This window comes from Candidatus Methylomirabilota bacterium, from assembly GCA_036002485.1.
Lineage (GTDB): Bacteria > Methylomirabilota > Methylomirabilia > Rokubacteriales > CSP1-6 > AR37.
Window position 1 is genome coordinate 1 of the sequence record DASYTI010000067.1, and the last position, 19,687, is coordinate 19,687.

Annotated in this window: 14 protein-coding genes; 2 read left to right on the forward strand and 12 right to left on the reverse strand. The window is 68.1% G+C overall.

Features of this window, described 5'->3' with window-relative positions; genetic code table 11:
- Nucleotides 1-180: 180 nt before the first annotated feature.
- The 3 genes from VGT00_07160 to VGT00_07170 form a co-directional block, all read right to left on the reverse strand.
- Nucleotides 181-1,833, reverse strand: a complete 1,653-nt coding sequence (locus VGT00_07160; GenBank protein HEV8531175.1) for a tetratricopeptide repeat protein — start codon at nucleotides 1,831-1,833, stop codon at nucleotides 181-183.
- Between the two features lie 64 nt (nucleotides 1,834-1,897).
- Nucleotides 1,898-3,721, reverse strand: a complete 1,824-nt coding sequence (locus VGT00_07165) for a DUF2207 domain-containing protein (protein ID HEV8531176.1) — start codon at nucleotides 3,719-3,721, stop codon at nucleotides 1,898-1,900.
- The gene (locus VGT00_07170) at nucleotides 3,613-4,176 is read right to left on the reverse strand and encodes a LemA family protein (protein ID HEV8531177.1); all 564 of its coding nucleotides are present in this window, start codon (nucleotides 4,174-4,176) and stop codon (nucleotides 3,613-3,615) included. Before VGT00_07170 ends, VGT00_07165 begins: the two co-directional genes overlap by 109 nt.
- Before the next feature lie 125 nt (nucleotides 4,177-4,301).
- On the opposite strand from VGT00_07170, the gene VGT00_07175 reads away from it, so the two are divergent.
- Nucleotides 4,302-5,756, forward strand: a complete 1,455-nt coding sequence (locus tag VGT00_07175) for a M20/M25/M40 family metallo-hydrolase (GenBank protein HEV8531178.1) — start codon at nucleotides 4,302-4,304, stop codon at nucleotides 5,754-5,756.
- A 138-nt stretch (nucleotides 5,757-5,894) separates the two neighbouring features.
- On the opposite strand, the gene zwf is transcribed toward VGT00_07175, so the two are convergent.
- The 9 genes from zwf to VGT00_07220 form a co-directional block, all read right to left on the reverse strand.
- The gene (gene zwf / locus VGT00_07180; GenBank protein HEV8531179.1) at nucleotides 5,895-7,397 is read right to left on the reverse strand and encodes a glucose-6-phosphate dehydrogenase; all 1,503 of its coding nucleotides are present in this window, start codon (nucleotides 7,395-7,397) and stop codon (nucleotides 5,895-5,897) included.
- A gap of 1 nt (nucleotide 7,398) precedes the next feature.
- Nucleotides 7,399-8,382, reverse strand: a complete 984-nt coding sequence (gnd, locus tag VGT00_07185) for a decarboxylating 6-phosphogluconate dehydrogenase (protein HEV8531180.1) — start codon at nucleotides 8,380-8,382, stop codon at nucleotides 7,399-7,401.
- Nucleotides 8,383-8,406: 24 nt separating this feature from the next.
- Nucleotides 8,407-10,149, reverse strand: coding sequence for a bifunctional transaldolase/phosoglucose isomerase (locus VGT00_07190; protein HEV8531181.1), 1,743 nt, complete (start codon nucleotides 10,147-10,149; stop codon nucleotides 8,407-8,409).
- Between the two features lie 52 nt (nucleotides 10,150-10,201).
- Nucleotides 10,202-11,185 carry a glucokinase gene (glk, locus tag VGT00_07195; protein ID HEV8531182.1) on the reverse strand — a complete coding sequence of 328 codons (984 nt, stop codon included), beginning with the start codon at nucleotides 11,183-11,185 and terminating at the stop codon, nucleotides 10,202-10,204.
- Nucleotides 11,182-11,931, reverse strand: coding sequence for a 6-phosphogluconolactonase (pgl, locus tag VGT00_07200; GenBank protein ID HEV8531183.1), 750 nt, complete (start codon nucleotides 11,929-11,931; stop codon nucleotides 11,182-11,184). Before pgl ends, glk begins: the two co-directional genes overlap by 4 nt.
- Nucleotides 11,928-12,668 (reverse strand): ribose-5-phosphate isomerase RpiA, encoded by a 741-nt coding sequence (gene rpiA / locus VGT00_07205; protein ID HEV8531184.1) that lies wholly within the window; start codon nucleotides 12,666-12,668, stop codon nucleotides 11,928-11,930. The genes pgl and rpiA overlap by 4 nt, the downstream gene beginning before the upstream one ends.
- Nucleotides 12,669-12,672: 4 nt before the next feature.
- On the reverse strand, nucleotides 12,673-15,321 hold the full coding sequence (locus tag VGT00_07210; protein ID HEV8531185.1) for a glucosidase: 2,649 nt from the start codon (nucleotides 15,319-15,321) through the stop codon (nucleotides 12,673-12,675).
- A gap of 201 nt (nucleotides 15,322-15,522) precedes the next feature.
- Nucleotides 15,523-16,206, reverse strand: coding sequence for a TIGR04282 family arsenosugar biosynthesis glycosyltransferase (locus VGT00_07215; protein ID HEV8531186.1), 684 nt, complete (start codon nucleotides 16,204-16,206; stop codon nucleotides 15,523-15,525).
- A gap of 2 nt (nucleotides 16,207-16,208) precedes the next feature.
- Complete coding sequence (locus VGT00_07220) at nucleotides 16,209-18,206, reverse strand: amylo-alpha-1,6-glucosidase (protein ID HEV8531187.1); 1,998 nt, start codon at nucleotides 18,204-18,206, stop codon at nucleotides 16,209-16,211.
- A 238-nt stretch (nucleotides 18,207-18,444) separates the two neighbouring features.
- Between VGT00_07220 and VGT00_07225 the strand changes: the two genes are divergently transcribed.
- Nucleotides 18,445-19,683: an ATP-binding protein gene (locus tag VGT00_07225; protein ID HEV8531188.1), complete on the forward strand. Its 1,239-nt coding sequence runs from the start codon at nucleotides 18,445-18,447 to the stop codon at nucleotides 19,681-19,683.
- Nucleotides 19,684-19,687 lie beyond the last annotated feature (4 nt).

The following is a 19,687-nucleotide window of genomic DNA, read 5'->3' on the forward strand; positions in this document are numbered from 1 at the left end:
CTGCTGAACGGGGCCACGGCCGCCAATGTCTCCATCGCCGACGGGGCCGTCAGGAACCCGAGCCTCGGCGCCATCCAGTACGCTTCGTCGGCCACGGCGCTCGTATCCGTGAGCGGCGCCAGCAGCAAGGTCACGGTCGGCGGCAAGTAGTCCCCCGCCCCCGCCGGCCGATCAGCCGGCTCAGTACTGATACGAGACCGAGACAGACAGCACGCTGCGGTTGTACTGGAAGACCTTCAAGTTCGACTGCTGCGCGATGATCTGATATTCCACGGCCAGGGTCAGCGGCGATCGCGTCACGCCCCCTTCCTGCCTCTGGAGCCACGGCAACGGATGCTCGACCTTGAAGATGTGGTTCTGCTCGGTGTCGTATCGCTGCCGAGAGCCCGGATTCTGGACGGGCAGAAGCACGTTGGCGTGGAGGTAGTTTCGGAACTGCACGTCCAGGTTGTAGCTCACCCGCGTCAACGCCACGGGCACCGTGTACTGCACGCCGGCCAGGATACGATTTCCTCGATACTGGAAGTCGCGGCCGCTCGTGTCATCCGTGTCCCACTGGTAGCCGAGCCGGAGCCAGTGCCGGTCGCCCTGCCAGTAGAAGGTGTGCGCGAACCCGATCATGTAGTTGATGCCGCTCCGCTCCTCTTCGGGAGGCGCGGGGAAGTCGACAAACTTGGCGAACATCTTGCCCTGGATGCGTCCGATGGGCGTGGTCACGTTGGCGGGTATCCAGGGATTGCCTTCCGGCGACGCGTTCCACTGAATCGTGCCGAACACGGTACCCGTCTGACGCTGGAGGAATTGCTTGCCGCCCAGCGTCTGGTAGTCATAGGCATACTGCGATCCGAGAAGGAAACGGCGGCCCGCCAGCACGCCGGTCTCGATGGCCCCTCGGTAGGTCAGGCCGAGCACCCCGACATGATCCTGAACGCTGAAGTTGGGAAAGTTGTTGACGTAGTTCTCGAAGAACTGGTAGCCGACCGTGGACTCCCATGGCCCCGCGCGCAGCCAGTCATAGGAGAGGGTGAGCGAGGCAAGCTCGCCCGGCGACGTGGTCGACGTGTGCTGGAGCTCCTTGACCACCAGGTCATCGCTCGGGGCGGGAATGACCTTCACGTTGGTGTCGTACGTGAAGCCGAGCCGCAGCTCGGCGTGGAAGCGACTGCCCCCGCCCACGCCCGCGGCAAAGCTATCGCGGAGACGCTCGGCCGGTCCCGTCAGCGCCGATCCGGTGAGACCCCGCGTGGCCGCATCGAGCTCGGCGGCGGCGCGCTCCGGCAATCCCATCACGGCCAGGGCCAGGCCGGTGTAGAAGCGGGTCAGCTGCTGTATGGCCGGGTTCTCCGAGGTCTCGGCGCGCAGCGCCTCCACCGCGGGCGCGTATTGCTTGTTGCGGTACCGCATGAAGCCCACGTAGTAGCCGAGGCCCTCGGTCTTCGGCCGCTCGCGGAAGCATTGCTCCAGGATGGGTTGGGCCAGCTCGTAGCGCTCCTGGGAGAAATACACCACGCCCAGGAGGAACCGCACAGAGAAGTCGTTGGGGGCGAGCGAGCGGGCACGCTCCAGGGACTCGGCGGCCTGGGGCATCCGCTGCTGGGCGATATAGACGAGGCCCATGTAATACCAGGCCTCGACATTCTTCGGCTCCTGCTCGACGGCCTCGCGGAGATGGCCCAGGGCCTCGTCGTATCGCTTGTCTTCATAGGCCAGGATGGCCTGGGCCACGAAGACATCGGTCTCCGACTGCTGGGCCCAGGCTGGCGCAACAGCGCCACCCAGCAAGGCCAAGACCAGGAAACAGGCCAGGGAACAGCGGGCGAGAGGATATCGCATGGGGCCTGGTTTTTTTACCAGAAACGGAGCCCTCCTGCCCCAGAAAACTAGATGCGGTCAACTGTTAGAACGTGCCCCCGCCCCCGCCGCCCATGCCTCCTCCCGAAGATCCTCCGGACAAGCCCCTGCCTCCGCTCCATGAGTCGCCCGCACCCCGGCGGGACGTCAGCAGGGCCTGCTCGGTGCCCGAGGAGAATCGGCTGAGGCTCCGGTCGAAGCTGTCGAGGTCGAAGCCACCGCCGGAGACGTACCACGTGGGCTGGCTGACGGGCAGTCCGTCGAATGCGTGGATCCAGCGCTCGCTGACCCCCAGAGCAATGGCCCAGGCCAGCCACTTGTGCATGGTATCGGGGGGCAGGCGTCGAAGCTCGTCCTTGCTCGTCCGCTCGAGAAACTCCCGGAAGCCCTTGACCCGGTCCAGCGCCTGCACGCCGCGCCAGGTCTTCCTCGGCATGATCCGCGACAGCGCGACGACGATGAGACCGGAGAGACCGGCACCGAGGGCAAGCGGGAGGGGCGCCGCCCCGAGCCGTTCCGTGCCGCTCGTGAGGGCCCAGCCCGCCACGGCCACAAGCGCGATGCCCGAGACAAGCCAGAGGGCCCGCACCCGCTCCGGAGAGGACGGGAAAAAGCCGTCGCGGACCATGCTCCGGTAGATCTCGTCACGCATGGGCGGGAAGACATTGTCGTAGTCGCGCCTGAGCTCGGAGAGCCGCCGGGCGTTGACCCCCCAGTCGCTCCCGAAGAGTCGGCTGAGCACATAGAGCTCGAGGGGCTTGAGGCCGGGATCGCCCGAGAGGGGCTTGAGCCGATGAAAGACGAAATCCTTCTCGCCGAAGTCGGGCTCGATCTCCTCGATGCGGATATAGCCGCGCACGGCCAGATCGACGAGGGTGGCGACCACGTCGCGCGGCTCCGCCTTCTCCGTGACGAGAGCTCCCCCCGCCGCGGGACCGAGTCCGTCGGGCGGGGCGTACTCCGGCTTGATGGTGCGGGCGCCGCCGGGATCCCGTCCATAGAGCTGCCACATGATCAGCGCGCCCGTGATGGTCAGGAGGGGCAGCGCGAAGGGCCAGTTGTCGCCCAGCCACCACAGAGCCCGGCGCGCCGCCGACGGTCCCCGAATGGCGCCGGGCGGCCAGCCCACGGCCACCGTCAGGCCCTCGCGCGCGCGAAGCGGTCGGGTCGTCCGGAAGGTCAGGTACGTGTCGGCTCGATCCTCGGTGTAGTCCGCACCCGCCGTCCCCGACGGGCCGGTATAGGCGATGGCCCGGATCTGCTCGAGCGGGATGGAGGCAGGCGAGGAGACCACGGCCTCGGCCTGGCGAATCGGCACGTCCCACTCCGAGCCGGTGACGTTCCAGTACAGCTCCTCGTGGCCGTCCACGTTCATGAGCGCGCGGCGCACGCGATAAGTCAGCATGACCGTTCTCGCCGTATCCACCGCCCCAGGAACCAAGACCTTGACGTGGATGGCGCGCCCGAGCCGGGAGACCTCGGCCCGCAGCGGCATGACGCGCTCGTCGAAGGCGTGGACCTCGTCGATGCGGAGCGCGAACTCGAAGCCGCGACGCTCGTAACGGACGGGAATGGTGCGGAAGATCCCCTGGTGGCTGCCCTTGAAGTCGAAGGTGATGGCCTCGCGCACGTTGAGGATGCCGTCGGCCGTGACCTCGAGGGTGACGGCGAAGCGGTCGATGGCAAAGCTCTTGCCCTGGGCCGCCGCGGGGGCGGCGAGCGCCGCCAGCAGGGCAAAGGCGAGGACGGCTCGGGTGATCGCTAAGCCCCGAAGGAGACCTTGGGGACCTGCCGCTCCTCGGGCCGGTCGAGCTCGAAGTACGCGTGCTCCCGGAACTGGAAGAGGCTGGCCACGAGGTTGGACGGAAATATCTCGATCGTCGTGTTGAGGTCCCGCACCACGGCGTTGAAGTAGCGCCGCGCGCTCTGGACGGCATCTTCGATCTCTCCCAGCGAGGCCTGGAGCGTCTGGAAGTTGGCGCTCGCCTTGAGGTCGGGATAGGACTCGGCGAGAGCGAAGAGGCCGCGGAGGGCCTGGGTCAACTGGCCTTCGGCCTGGGCGCGCGACTCCGGCGTCTGCGCGGCCACCGCGGCGCCGCGCGCCCGGATCACCGCGTCCAGGGTGCCGCGCTCGTGGGCCGCGTAGCCCTTGACCGACTCCACGAGGTTGGGGACGAGGTCGGTGCGACGCTTGAGCTGCACGTCCACGTCCGACCACGCCGACTGCGTGCGCTGGGCGAGCGAGACCAGCCGGTTGTAGCTCACGATCACGAAGATGACGATCGCGGCCACCACGGCAAGAAAGATCAGAAAGGCGAGACTCATGGGCGCGCGCCTCCTCGTTTCCATGATACGAGCCCGGCGGACGTCGAGACAAGAAAGAAGCGCCCCTCGCGTCGGAAGGGGGGCAAAGCCCCCTCCAAGCTTCCCGTCCGGGTTATGGTAGCGGCATGACCACCGACTGGAATGCATTCGAGACGAGATTGACCGACAAGCGACGCGGCATCGTCGAAGGCTTTCTCGAGTTCCTCCGCCGCAATACCGTGAGCCAGAACCCCCAGGGCGTGCGTGACGGGAGCGAATGGCTGGCCGCGCTCATGCGACGACGCGGGCTCGAGACTCGCGTGCTCGAATCAGGCGGCGGCCCCGCCGTCTTCGGCGAGCGCAAGGTGCCCGGCGCCGCCCGTACTGTACTCATCTACTGCCACTACGACACCAAGCCCGCCCCGGCCCAGGAATGGTTTCAGCCCTCGCCCTTCGAGCCGGTCTTTCGCAAGGTCGATGAGGCAGACAATGCGCCCTTTGTGCCCTTCGACCGCGTGCCCACGGAGGCCTTGGCCGACTGGCGCGTGCATGCGCGGGGGGCGTCAGACGACAAGGGGCCGATCTGGTCCCATCTCGAGGCGCTGGCCTTGATGGACGAGCTGAGGCTGTCTCCGCGGGTCAACGTCAAGTTCATCTTCGACGGCGAAGAAGAAATCGGCAGCCCCTTCTTCGGCCCCCTGACGGAAAACCACCGGAAGCTCCTCGCCGCCGATCTCGTCCTCGTCACGGATGGGCCCAAGCACGCGAGCGGCCGCCCCACCATCATGTTCGGGGCCCGCGGCGTGCTGAAGTTCGAGCTCACCGTCGAGTCCGCGCGCCGCGATCTCCACTCGGGCAATTTCGCCGTGCCCAATCCCAACTGGCGCCTGGCCGGGCTCCTGTCGAGCATGGCGGCCCCCGACGGCACGCCGCTCATCGAGGCCTTCGAAGATGGCGTGCTCCCGCCCACCCAGGCCGAGCGTGAGCTCATGGCGCGCTATCCGCTCGATCTGCCCAGCCTCGAGCGCGAGCTGGGGGTGACGCTGCCCAAGGACTACCTCGAGCGAATGATGTTCCATCCGACCCTGACCATCCGCGGGCTGCGGAGCGGTTTCGTGGGGGCCGAAGCCAATACCATCATTCCGCACAAGACCACGGTGGCCATCGACATCCGCATGGTGAAGAACCAGAAGCTCGAGACCGTCTACGCGCGCGTGCTCGACCACATCCGCGCTCAAGGCTTCGAGGTTATCGAGGGCGCGGAGGCGCCCCTGCCCGATCATCTACGCGGGCGGGCCGTGCGCGTGCTCGACAAGGGCGGCTATGACCCCGCCAAGACCGCCGCCGATCTGCCGATCTGCGCCGAAGTGGTGGCCGCCGTCGAGCGGGCGCATGGCGGCCAGGAGGCGGTGGTGGTGCCGACGGCGGGAGGCAGCGTGCCGATCTGGGCCTTTACCGACATCCTGAAGCTGCCGACCATCCTGGTGCCCTACGCCAACGCCAACAATCGACAGCACAGCCCCAACGAGCACCTGAGGCTGGATCATCTCTTCCAGGGGGTGAGGACGACGGCAGGTCTGCTCCACGACCTCGGCGATTAGCTTTCGCGCAGGCGAGCAGGTGCGTCTCAATAATCTCGGGCTCTCGCGAGCAGGAATGTCCCATTTCGAGCGCCGGCTTCGCCGCCGCAATCGATCCCGGGGGGAGGTTTCGGAAGGGAGGCGGGGCCCCCCTCCGAGTCATTTAGGCAGCCACCACTTGCGCCCATCCCGCTCGATCAGCGCGTCGGCAACCGCAGGGCCCCAGGACCCGGCGGGATAGTTAGGAAAGTCCCGGGCAGGCAGGGAGGCCCACAAGTCCAGGATGGGCGTGACGATGCGCCAGGCTTCCTCGACCATGTCCGCGCGATGGAAGAGGGTCGAGTCGCCGATCATGCTGTCATAGAGCAACCGCTCGTACCCGGTGGCCGCGCTCGTCTCGCCGAACTCCTTGTAGGAGAAAGCGAGCTTGACCGTGTTCAGCTCCATGGCCGGCCCCGGGTGCTTGGCCTTCATCTGAATCTCGATGCCCTCCTCGGGCTGGATGTGGAGCACGAGGCGATTGGGCTCGACCTGCTTCTCCCGCTCCTCGAAAAGCAAGAGGGGCGGCCGCCGGAACTGGATCATGATCTCGGTGTCGCGCCGGGCCAGCCGCTTGCCCGAGCGGAGGTAGAAGGGCACGCCGGCCCAGCGCCAGTTCTCGACCTCCAGCCGTATCGCCGCGTAGGTCTCCGTGTTCGAGGTCGGCGAGACCTTCGGCTCGCTCCGGTAACCCGGGACGGGCTGGCCGTCGATCACCCCGGGGCCGTACTGACCTCTCACCGTCGCCTTGAGCACATCCTCGGGCTTGAGGGTGCGGATGGCCGTGAACACCTTGACGCGTTCGTCCCGCACGGCCTCGGCCTGGAAAGACGTGGGCGGCTCCATGGCGACCAGGGCGAGGAGCTGGAGCATGTGATTCTGCATCATGTCCCGCACCACGCCCGCCTTGTCGTAGTAGTTGCCGCGGTCCTCCACGCCCACCGTCTCCGCGACCATGAGCTGGACGTGGTCGACGTAGTTGCGGTTCCACACGGGCTCGAGGAAGCCATTGGCGAAACGGAAGACCATGATGTTCTGGACGGTCTCCTTGCCGAGGTAGTGGTCGATCCGGTAGATCTGGTTCTCCTCGAGCACGCGCGAGAGATCGGCGTTGAGAGCCCGGGCGGAATCGAGGTCGCGACCGAAGGGCTTCTCGACGACGACGCGCCGCCAGGCCCCCGTCGTTTGCCGGCTCAGGCCGGTCTCCCCCAGGCGCTTCACGATCTCGCCGAAGAAGTCGGGGGGAGTGGCCAGATAGAAGAGCACGCTGTCGCCCGTGCCGTGGGTCTTCCCGACCTCCTTGAGCAGGGCCTCGAGCTTGGTATACGTCGCGGGATCAGTGAACTCCCCGGCCTGGTAGTAGAGACACGGGCGGAGTTCCTCCCACAGCGCCTCGTCGACCCGCTGGGTGGCGAACTCGTGGATGTCCTTGGTCTGCTCCTCTCGAAACTCCTCGTGGGTCTTCTCTTTACGCGTCACCCCCACGATGGCGAAGGGGCGGGGCAGCAGTCCCGCCGCCTTGAGGTTGTAGAGGGCGGGCAGCAGCTTGCGCTTGGTCAGATCGCCCGCGGCGCCGAAGATGACGAAGGTGCAGGGAGGCGGCGGCCTGAGCCCGGTCGCCATGCTAGCCGCCCGCGGGCGGCTCGACGTGGCCGCCGAACTTGTGTCGCATCGCCGACAGCACCTTCTCGGCGAAGGTGTGCTCCTGTCGCGAGCGGAAGCGCGTGTACAGGGAGGCGGAGAGCACGTCGGCGGGAACGCCTTCCTCGACGGCGGCCATCACCGTCCACCGCCCCTCCCCCGAGTCCGCCACCACGCCCTCGAAGTTCGAGAGGGTGGGGTTCTCCACGAGCGCCTGCGCGGTCAGGTCGAGCAGCCACGAGCTGATCACGCTGCCCCGCCGCCAGACCTCGGTGATGTCGGCGAGGTCGAGATCGTAGCGCAGCTCCGGAGCCAGGTCCTTGCTGGTGGCGTTCCTGAAGATGTCGAGACCCTCGGCATAGGACTGCATGAGCCCGTACTCGATCCCGTTGTGCACCATCTTGACGAAATGGCCGGCCCCGCTCGGTCCACAGTAAAGGTACCCCTGCTCTGCGGTCCCCGCGAGCTTTTCACGTCCGGGCGTGCGAGGGATGGAGCCCATGCCGGGGGCCAGGCTCTTGAAGATCGGGTCCAGGCGCTCCACGACATCACGGGGGCCCCCGATCATGAGGCAGTAGCCGCGCTCGAGGCCCCACACGCCGCCGGACGTTCCCGCATCGATGTAGTGGATGCCCTGGGGCTCCACCATCTTCTTCCGGCGGACATCGTCCTTGTAGAAGGAATTGCCGCCATCGATGATGACGTCGCCCCTGGTCATCCGCTTCGCGAGCTCCCTCACCACCTGCTCGGTTGCCTCGCCCGCGGGCACCATGATCCACGCCGTCCGGGGCGGCGTGAGTCCGGCCACGAGGTCGTCGAGGGTGCTGACACCCTTCGCCCCTTCGCTCGAGATCTGCTTGACGGCGGCCGGATCGGTCGCGTACGCGACCACCTCGTGCCCGCCCCTCATGAGGCGCCGCGCCATGTTGCCGCCCATGCGCCCCAGGCCGACCATACCGATCTGCATGTCGTGCCGCTCTCTTTCCGCGCTCTAGGCGAGCGCCTGTTCGATGGCCCGCCGAAGCGCCTCCAGACCGGCCGTCACGTCCTTGCCGAGGTGCACCCGGAGGGCCCGTCGCTGCCGCTCCGCCAGCACCTGGAAGTCGCCGCGGGCCTGCGCCGCCTTGACCACGCCGAAGGTGAGCTTCTGTCCGGGCACGGGCAGATCGGTGGCGTCATCGCAGGTGATCTGCAGAAAGACGCCGGAGTTGGGCCCGCCCTTGTAGACCTGACCCGTCGAGTGCAGGAAGCGCGGGCCGAAACCGAGGCAGGTCGCGACGTGCTTGCCGTCGCGCACCATTCGGCGCATGGCCTGGAGGGTCTGCTCGTGCGCCTCGCTCATCTCGATATAGGCGAGGAAGGCCGCGTAGTCACCGGGCTTGAGCCGTGCGAAGTGCGCGTGCAGGGCTCCCACGATCGAGGTGCGAGCCCCCGGCACCGCCATGAGCTGTGAGGCATTGCCCTCGTCGGCATAGAGCCTCAGGCCGTCGCCCTCGAGCATGGCGGCTTCGGGTGCCAGCATACCCGTGCGCTCGTACTGCTCGGTCAGCTTCCGCGTGGCGATCTTGCTCGCCTCCACGTCGGGCTGATTGAAGGCATTGATGCCGATGATCGCCCCCGCCACCGCCGTGGCGAACTCCCAGCGGAAGAATTCCTGCCCCAGATCGTACCGATGGCCGACGCGAATGCGCACCACTGGGTGCCCCGCCCGCTCGAGAGCCGCCACGTGCTCGTCCTGGTGGAGGTCCGGGGCGGGCTCGAGGCGCAGATAGACGAAGAGCTGATCGGCGCCGTAGACGGCCGTGTCGCCGGACGGCTCGCGGTCCACGGGAACGATCCCCTTCCCCTCCTTGCCCGTGGACTCGGCGAGGAGCTGCTCGAGCCAGGCGCCGAGGTCGTGGATGCCCGGAGAGGCGATCAGGGTCACCTTGTCACGGCCGCCTCTGGCGAGCACGCCCATCACGATGCCGAGCGCCGCGCCGGGGTTGTCGGCCACGGAAACCGCGGCGGAGCAGGCCGTCGCCATCTCCTTCGCCCGAGTCAGGAAATGCCCCACGCCGAGTCCCATGATGGCGGCCGGCACCATGCCGAAATCCGACAGGGCCGAGTAGCGGCCGCCCACCGACGGCACGCCGAAGTAGACGTGCCGGAAATGGGCGGCCTCCGCGACCTGCTGCAGCTTCGAGCGAGGATCGGTGATCGCGATGAAGTGGCTCCCCGCGCTTTCCTCACCCACCGCCCGCCTGACGCGGTCGAAGAAGTAGTCCTTGAAGATGTTCGGCTCGAGGGTGGTGCCGGACTTGCTTGACACGATGAAGAGAGTCCGGGCGGGATCCAGTCTCCGCTCTACGCTGCGGATCTGAGCGGGATCCGTCGAGTCCAGCACGTGCAGCTCGGGGAAGCCCGCGACCCGGCCGAAGGTCATCCGCAGCACCTCGGGGCAGAGGCTCGAGCCGCCCATCCCCAGGAGCAGGACATGGTCGAAGCCGCCCGTGCGCGCGTCCTCCTGGGCCCGCTTCAGATGATCGATCTGCGCGATCTCCTCCGCGGGGAGCTCGAGCCAGCCGAGCCACGAGGCCTCGTCCGTGGCCGTCCACAGCGACGCGTCGCGCTGCCAGAGACGGCGCACCTTGCCCGCCTCCTGCCAGGCCTGGATCTCCGCCTTGACCGCCGCCTCGAGGTCCGCGGGCAGCGTCCACGTCTGGCTCTGCACGTCCCGTAGCGGATCGCTCATGTCCGGCCTCCCCGCTGCTCGGATTGCCTCCGTACTATACCTGCCGCGCCGCTCATGTCCTGGCCATCTCCCCCGCCACTCGCGCGGCGCCCCAGAGCGGCGCCCGCGGATCGAGGGAGACCTTGACGGGCACCGTCGACAAGAGGTCTCGGAAGCGCCCCTTGGAGAGAAAGGCCTTGACGAAGCGGCCGTCGGTCAGCCGCGCACGGATCCTGGGCGCGATGCCGCCGCCCACCACGACTCCCCCCATGGCCACGGCCTTGAGGGCGAGGTTGCCCGCCTCGCTGCCATAGACGGAGACGAAACGATCCAGAGTCTCCACGCACACCGGATCGCCCCCCGCGAGGGCGACCTCGGAGATGACGGCGCTCGGATCCTCGCTTCCCAGCCGGTGGCGCAGCCAGTCGGGCGCGGCGTGTCCGGCTCGCATCTGTAAGAACCGATAGATCTGGTGGAGGCCGGGCCCCGACAGCACGCGCTCGTAGCTGACGTGGCCAAATTCTTCCCGAAGGAAGCGGAGGAGATCTACCTCGAGCTCGTCGCGGGGCGCGAAGTCCACGTGCCCCCCCTCCGAGGCGACCACTTGGTATCGAGCGCCGTCCCAGATCATGAACGCCTCGCCGAGGCCCGTGCCCGCGGCGATCATGGCCATGTGCCGCCCGGATCGCCACTGTCCCGCCTGCAGAATGAGGAAGTCCTCGTCCGGCAGATCGAGGACGCCGGTGGCCGCCGCCTCCAGGTCGTTCATCAGCTTCACCGGGCAGCCCAGCACGCCCGCGAGCTTCGATTCCTCGAGCTCCCAGGGCAGGTTGGTGGTGACGCAGCGGCCGTCCACCACGGGCCCGGCCACCCCGAAGCACGCCGCGCGCACTCGGAGGGCCGGGGCGCCGCCGATGAAGGTCGTCACCGCAGCCTCGAAGCTTTCGATCTCGCGGCTCGGCAGGGTCGCCTCCCGCACGACCCGGCGAGTTGCCGAGGTCTCGTCGAGCACGGCGAGGGCGGTCTTGGTGCCCCCGACATCGCCGGCGAGGATCATGCGCCACCCTTGAGATCTGCCGCAGCCGCGCGGTCGAGGAGCCAGCGCAGGCGACCCGACGTCGGCGCAATGAGCTGGACAGGCAGCCGCTCCGGATCAACCGGGCCCTCGAGAACGGCCTTGAGGGTCTCGGCCTTGTCGGCGCCCGTGACGAGGAACCGGATCTCCCGCCCCTGGTTCAAGATGCGCGCGGTCAGCGTGATCCGGTCGGCCCCCAGCCGGGCCGCGTGGTTTGGCACGACCCAGCGCTGCCGCTCCTTCAGCGCCGGGCTCGCCGGGAAGAGCGAGGCGGTGTGACCGTCGGGCCCCATGCCGAGCAGGATCAGGTCGAGGGCCGGAGGCGGGCCCTTGACGTCGACCCCGAAGCGGCGCGCGATCGTGAGCTGATAGTCGCGCGCCGCGCGATCGAGATCGGGATCCTCTCCGCGCATCCGGTGCACGAGCGAAGGGGCGGCGCCGATCTTGTCGAGGAGCGCGGCGGCCGCGGCGCCATAGTTCGAGTCAGGGTGCTCGGGGGGGACGGCGCGCTCGTCACCCCAGAAGAACTCCACCCGCCCCCAGTCGACGGCGTCGCGGAGGGGAGACGCGGCCAGCAATCCATAGAGGCGCCGGGGGGTCGAGCCTCCGGACAGGGCGACGGTGAATCGGCCGCGCGCGCCGATGGCCGCCATCGCCAACGCGACGAACTCGGCCCCGGCCGCCTGTGACAGCGCCGCCGCGTCCTCGAACATCTCGAGGGAGCTCATCGCGCGACCCTCGCCCGCGGTCCGAGCTCGCGGACGCGCCCCCCCTCGGCCACCAGCACCAACGAGGCGGTGCCGAGAAAGAGACCATGGTCGAGGACGCCGGGAATCGCCCGCACGGAAGCGTCGAGCGCGGCCTTGTCGGCGATGGGGCCCGTGCCGCAGTCGAGGAGGATGTGCCCCGCATCCGTCATGAAGGTCCGGCCCTCGACCGTCCGCAGCTCGGGCCGCAGGCCGAGGGCGGTCAGGCGATCCTGGCAGAGCGGCTGAGCGAACGGCACGATCTCCACGGGAAGCCGCCCGTGATGGCCGAGGGCGGGCACGAGCTTGTTCGCTTCCACCAGGATGATCTGGCGGCGGGAGGCCGCCGCGACGATGCGCTCGTACAAGAGAGCACCGCCGAAGCCTTTGATGAGATCGCAAGCGGGATCCACCTCGTCGGCGCCATCCACCGTCACGTCGAGAGTCCCGACCTCGAGGCCGACCAGGGGCACGCCCACCTCGCGGGCGAGGGTCGCCGTGTCATGGGAGGTGGGCACGCCGCGCGCGCGAAAGCCCGCCCGCACGCGCACCCCGAGGGCGCGCACGAAAGCCGCGGCCGCGCGACCGGAGCCCAGGCCCACCAGGGCGCCGTCGCGCAGCTCCGCGAGGGCACGCTCGGCCAGCAAGGCCATGGCGGCCGGATCGACTTCGTCGCTCATGGCCGTCCGGTGGCCTGCATTGTCGTCGGTATGGCCCACCCGGTTACTCCCCGCTCTGGGAGAGAAGCTTGGCGACCACGCCGGTCCAGCCAGTCTGGTGGCTGGCCCCGAGGCCGGCGCCGTTGTCGCCATGGAAGTACTCGTAGAAGAGAGGCAGGCCGCGCCAGTGCGGGTCGCGCTGGAACCTCTCGGTGCCGCCGAAGACCGGGCGGCGCCCGTCCGGCCCGGCGAGAAAGAGACGATTGAGACGCCGGGAGACATCCGCGGCCACGCTCCAGAGGCTCATGAGGCGGCCCGAGCCGGTCGGGCACGCGACCTTGAGATCGTCGCCGAAGAAGTGATGGAATTTCTGCAGCGACTCGACGAGGAGAAAATTGACGGGGAACCAGACGGGACCGCGCCAGTTGGAGTTTCCACCGAAGAGCGGGGTGGTGGACTCGGCCGGTTCATAGTCCACCCGGTATTCCCGATCGCCCACGCGCAGAACATAGGGATGATCCTTGTGATAGCGAGACAGCGACCGGACGCCGTGAGGCGAGAGGAACTCCTCCTCATCGAGCATGAGGCGGAGGACTTTCGGCAACTGCTCCCGGCTGACGATCGACAGCATGACGCGCCGGCCGCCCCCCGGTTTGTCCTTGAAGGCGATGTGCTCGCGGAGATCCGGGTTGTTGTCGATGAACCATTGCGCTCGGCGGTTGAAGCCCGGCAGCCCATCCGCCAGCTCCGTGTCCCACGTCTCCACGGCGAAGAGGGGGATGAGGCCGACGAGTGAGCGCACCTTCATCGGGCAGCGGGTGCCGTCGGGTAGGTTGAGCACGTCGTAGAAGAAGCCGTCCTCCTCGTCCCACAGGCCCATGCTGTCCCCGCCCAGGTGGTGGGTGGCATGCGCGATGTAGACGAAGTGCTCGAAGAACTTGCTCGCCACGTCCTCGTAGGCCCGGTCGTCCCGCGCCAGCTCCAGCGCCATGGCCAGCATGTTGAGGCAATACATGCCCATCCAGCTCGTGCCGTCCGACTGCTCGATGTACCCGCCCGTGGGCAGCGGCGCCGAGCGGTCGAAGACGCCGATGTTGTCCAGGCCGAGAAAGCCGCCCTGGAAGACGTTGCGACCGGCGGGGTCCTTGCGGTTCACCCACCACGTGAAGTTCAGGAGGAGCTTGTGGAAGACGCGCTCGAGAAACTCCCGGTCCGCCACTCCGCGGATGCGCCGGTCGATCTTGTAGACGCGCCAGGCCGCCCAGGCGTGCACGGGCGGATTGACGTCGCTGAACGACCACTCGTAGGCGGGGATCTGGCCGTTCGGGTGCATGTACCACTCGCGCAGGAAGAGCACGAGCTGCGCCTTCGCGAACTCGGGATCCACGAGGGCCATCGGGATCATGTGGAAGGCGAGATCCCAGGCGGCGTACCAGGGATACTCCCACTTGTCCGGCATGGAGATGACGTCCTCGTTGTACAGATGCGTCCACTCATGGTTCCGTCCCCGTCGCCGCTCGGGCGGCGGGGGCGGCTGGGTGGGATCCCCGGCGAGCCATCGCTTGACGTCATAGTAGTAGAACTGCCGGGTCCACAGCATGCCGGCCAGGGCCTGGCGCATGACCAGACGCCCCTCGGCAGACAAGGTGCGCGGGATGACGAGGTCGTAGAACTCGTCGGCCTCGCGGAGGCGGCGGCTGAAGATCTCCTCGAAGTCGAGACCGAAGGCCGGGCCCGTCCGGGCTGGGTCGGCATCCGTGAGACGCAGCCGAAGCGACAGCTGCCCGCCGGCCGGCACGCTCATGCGGTACCACGCCGCCGCCTTGGTGCCCACGCGGGCCCGGTTGACCGCATCGTCCTTTCCCCCCACCACGCGCTCATGGATGCTGTCCTTGACGTACGGCGAGCGGGCAGGCACCCCGAAGAGACGCGAAAAGTTGGTCTCGTTCTCGGTGAAGAGTAGCTCGGGCGCCCCCTCGGCGTGCAACCATCGGGCGCCGAGCGTCTGATGGCGCGCAGCGATGACCGCCGACCCAGGGGCGGATGATATCGCCTGCAGCTGTGGCCGGGAGGCGCCCCTGTCCCAGGACCACGTGTTGCGAAGCCAGAGCGTGGGCAGGAGGTGGAGCTCGGCCGCCTCGGGCCCGCGGTTGATGGCGGTGACTCGGATGAGGAGGTCGTCCACCGTGACCTTCGCGTATTCCATGGTGATGTCGAAGTACCGGTCGCCATCGAACACACCGGTGTCGAGCAGCTCGTACTCGGGCGACGGGCGGCCTCGCCGCGCGTTCTCCTCGACGAGGAGCTGATACGGGAAGGCTTCCTGCGGATACTTGTAGAGGCACTTCATGTACGAGTGCGTGGGCGTCGAGTCGAGGTAGAAGTAGTATTCCTTGACGTCCTCGCCGTGATTGCCCTCGGGGTTCCCGAGACCGAAGAGCCGCTCCTTGAGGATGGGATCACGCCCGTTCCAGAAAGCCAGAGCGAAGCACAGCCGCTGGTGATTGTCCGAGATGCCGCAGAGGCCGTCCTCGCCCCAGCGGTATGCCCGTGACCTGGCATGGTCATGGGGGAAGTACTCCCAGGCCGTGCCGTACGGGCTATAGTCCTCGCGGACGGTGCCCCATTGCCGCTCCGAGAGGTAGGGGCCCCACCGGCGCCAGTACGCCCGCCGTTCTTCGTTCTCCATGAGCCTGTTGTGCTCTTCGATCATCTTCCCCCCGACTCAGTGATGCACCAACGCGCGCCCAAAGAAACGGGTGCCCATGAAAGCGGCTGGCCGGCGCCGCGCCCAGCGCCGAGGCGGCCCCCAGCATACTCCGACCCAAGTACAGCAGTGTTTCGAGCCGAAACGTGGCCCCTTGTTCGAGGTGAGGGGCGGCGCCTCGCCGACGCGAGCCGAGAGCTGAATGGATCAGCGGGGACGGGCGGCCAAGAATCGCCACGTCCGCGGCGCCGGCTTTCCCCCGCTCGCGGCCAGGTCGGTCTCGAGCCGGGCCAGAGCCTCGGGCGTGTCCACGTCGTACCAGGTAGGCAGCAGGGCGACCCGCAGCTGGAGGCTCCGGCACCGTGCCAGGGTCTCGTCGAAGACGCCCGCCGTGCTCCACGCCATGGACTCGAATAGCTCCACGTGGAGCCTCCGGAGGCCGATCAGACAATAGCCGCCGTCGTCGCTGGGTCCGAGCACCACATCGTGGGCGCCCTCGCCCAGGAGCTTTACGGCCAGGCGGAGGCGTTCCGCCGGGATATGTGGTGCGTCGGTACCGATGAGGACAACTCCTTCCGCGCCGGCGGCCAAGACGGCGCCCGCGCATTCCGCCATGCGCGCGCCCAGATCGGCTCCGCGTTGAGGCCGGAGGAAGAATTCCGGCGCGAGCGCCGCGAACACGGGGCCCGACTCGGGCGGATCGTGAGCGATGACGGTGGCGGCCTCGGGCACTTCGCGCACGCGCTCGATGGTATCCAGGAGAAAGCAGCGCGAGAGCTCGGCCGCCTCGCCCGGCGACAGCGGAGGGCAGAGGCGCGTCTTCACCCGACCCGCCTCGGGCGCCTTGGCCATGATGACGACGGTCACACGCGGCCGCGCAGGGACGCCCATCGTCAGCCTCTTTGCCGCCTGGCCACGGCGTCGATCTCCACCCAGGCCCGCAGCGTCTCAGCCACCGTCCACGCCTGCGCCGGACAGCCGCCTGGCCGGAAAGGCGGTTCACCGTCAAAGACCTCGCCGAGCGTTCCGAGGCCATAGGCGGCGAGCGCGTGGCCCATGGGCTCGAGAAAGCTCGCGGCCGCCCCGGCGTCGCCGTGGACCTTCAGATGCGCCAGCGCGAAGGGTCCGAGGAGCCAGCCCCATACCGTGCCCTGGTGATAGGCCGAGTCACGCTCCCGAGGTCCGCCCGTGTACCGCCCGCGGTAGGCGGGATTCGCCGGGTCCAGGCTGCGGAGACCGAACGAGGTCAGCAGCCGGCGGGCGCAGATCTCGACGATGGCGCGCTGCCGGCTCGGGGGCAGCGGAGAGACCGCCATCGAGACGGCGAAGATCTGGTTGGGCCGCACGGCAGGGTCGGGGCCGGCGGGTCCGTCGATCACGTCATAGCAGCAGGCGGCTGACTCGTTCCAGAAGCGCGCGAAGGATGCCCCCGCGCGGGCCCCTCGCTCCTCCCACTCCGCGTGCGGTTTCCCGAGACGCCGCGCAAAGCCCGCGCCTGCCCACAGCGCACTGTGCCAGAGGGCGTTGATCTCGACGGGCTTGCCTATCCGCGGCGTCACCACGAAGTCGCCGATCTTCGCGTCCATCCACGTCACCTGCGCGCCCGCTACACCGGCGCGCAAGAGCCCGTCGGCGGGGTCCTCGCCTATGCCGAAGCGGGTCCCCCGCCGGTACCAGCCCACGATGTCCTCGACGACGGGGAAGAGCCGGGCGAGAAACGGGTCGTCACCGGTGGCGGTGTGATACGCGCGAACGGCCTCGATGAACCACAGGGCGGCATCGGCCGTGTTGTACTCGGGCGAGCGCGTGGCATCCGGGACGCGATTCGGGAGCATCCCGCGATCCACGAAGCGCGACGCCGTGGTCAGTATCCGGCGGGCGATCTCGGGACGGCCCGTGGCCACGGCGAGGCCGGTGACGGCGATCATCGCGTCGCGCCCCCATTCCTCGAACCATGGATAGCCTGCGATGATCGACCGCCCCGCGGGCAGCTCGGGCAGCGGCCGGCCAACGATGAACTGATCGGCGGCCAGGACGAGCTGTCCCACCCACGCGGGGATCGGAGCCGGTCCCGGCCTCGCCTGATCCCAGCACCTGCGGAGACTCTGCACGGTGCCCTGACGACGGTCCCATGCTGCCTCGCCATCCGCGCTCGGGGCGGGCTCGGCCGAGCACGCGATGGTGAGAGAGCGGCCGGATTCGAGCCTGGCCCGAAAGGTGCCGGCATGAAAGTGGTCGTCCAGATGATCGAGCCCGCGCTCGTCTTCGCGGGCCAGAAAGTAGCCGCGATACCATTCCTGGGCGATCTCCGCCCGCGCGCCCGCGGACAGAAGGCGGAGAGGGGGAGCGCCGGCGAAGGCCGTCACCGCGAGCCCATCGGGGACGACCTCCACGGACATGCCCGCGCTTTGACCTTGCGTGGTCGCGTGGAAGTCGCGGCAATCGACGAGGCACTTGAGCGTGAGTGCGACGGCACCGCTGGCGCGCAGGACCTGATACCGGACATACGTCGTCGCCTGCCCCTGCTCCATCCACACACGCTTCTCGATGAGGGCGTCAGCGCAGGCGAAGGTCCAGATTGGCGTCATGTCCTCGAGGCGGAAGGCTTCGAGGAAACGGTGCCCCACTGGAGCGACGACGCCGCTGGCCCATCGGTTGGTGCCGAGCTCGAAAGTCTCCCCGAGATACTCGGCGATCTCCTCCACCTTGGCGACCAGCAGGCGGCGGTCGAACGGCGGCTCGAGGGCGGCCATGAGCAGGCCGTGGTATCGCCGGGTCAGCGTCCCCGCCACCGTGCCCGAGGCGAAGCTGCCTGCTCCATTCGTGCAGAGCCACTCCCGCGCCTCCGCGGCCCGAAGATCACCGGTGAGCTCTCGACCGAAGCTCAGCAAGGCGCCGGCGACCTGGTACCTGAAGCCGGGCTGGCAAATATCATTCTAGTTTTCAATATGTTAGAACTCGTATTCTCTTCCATCACTTGAAGATCGGTCTCAGCAATGGCCCAGCTTGCCGTTCCGATTCAGCATCCGGCTGCGGCATGGGCTCCCTACACCCTCCGAAAGTGTCCTCGAACCGCCGATGACGAGGGTGGTACAGGAACACACGATAACGCGGCACCAGGGAGGCATCGTGAATCAAGTCGGCGCATCTGGAGAGTGGGCGGGAGAGCCCGGGCGGGACAAGCTGGCCGTCTTCACTCGGTCCCTCGAGGCCGAGGTCCGCGAGCTCCGCGCCAAGCTGGCCGCTCAGCAGCGGACTCTTGTCACGGCCCACCGCATGATGACGCTGGGGCGGCTCCTCTCGGATGTCGCGCATGACGTCTCCAATCCGCTGACTACCCTGGTCGCCCGGAGCGCCATGATCCGGATGACCTCGTCGACGCTCGAGGACGCCCAGCGTCACGCCGCCATCATCGAAGAGCAGGGACAGCGTGCCGCCCGAAGCATGCGCACTGTCTCGGGCTTCGGCCTGGGTGGAGAGCCCGGACGCGCTCCCCTCGATCTCAACGAAGTGGTCCACGCCGTGATCGAGCTCCAGCGGCACCAGCTCGCCGGGAGCAATATCACCGTGACCGCCGAGCTCGAGCGGGGGCTGCCACACATTTCCGGGGAGGAGCAGCAGCTTCAGCACGTCGTCCTGAACCTGGTGCTCAACGCCTATGAAGCCATCGAGGCCACTCGGGAGGGAGGCGCCGTCACCGTGTCGACGCACGCGGATGAGGGCACGGTGTGGGTATCGGTTCGTGATAACGGACCTGGTATGCCGCCCGAGGTCGCCGACCGCGCTTTTCAGTCGTTTTTCACCACCAAGGACGAGCGCCTGGGCCTGGGCCTCGGGATCGCGCGCGAGCTTGCCCTGGCTCATGGCGGCGACATCGCCGTGCAATCGGTGCAAGGCGCGGGCACCATCGTCACTCTGACCTTGCCCCGACCCGTGGCCCCTCCCCCCGCCGCGCATGCGGGCTTGGCGGAGCACGCGGCCGTCGCCTCCCGCCGCCCGCTGCTCGTGGTGGACGACGAGAGCGAAGTGGGAGAGCTTCTCTCGGACATTCTCCGGACCAGGGGTTATGAGACCCAGTATGTCGCCTCCCCCCGGGCCGCCCTCGAGCTGATCCGTGATCGCGACTTCCAGGGTGTCCTCATGGATCTCCGCATGCCGGAGATGAGCGGCACCGAGCTCTGGCGAGAGCTGCAGCGCGAACGGCCGGCCCTGGCCCTCAAGACCATCTTCATGACGGGCGACTACGCGAGCCTCGACACCGTGGCCATGCTGAGCGGCACGGAGCGGCCCTTGCTCAGCAAGCCATTCCGTTCCGACGAGCTCGATCTGGCCCTCGCCAGCCTGGACTCGATGGCCAAGGGCGACTGACCGC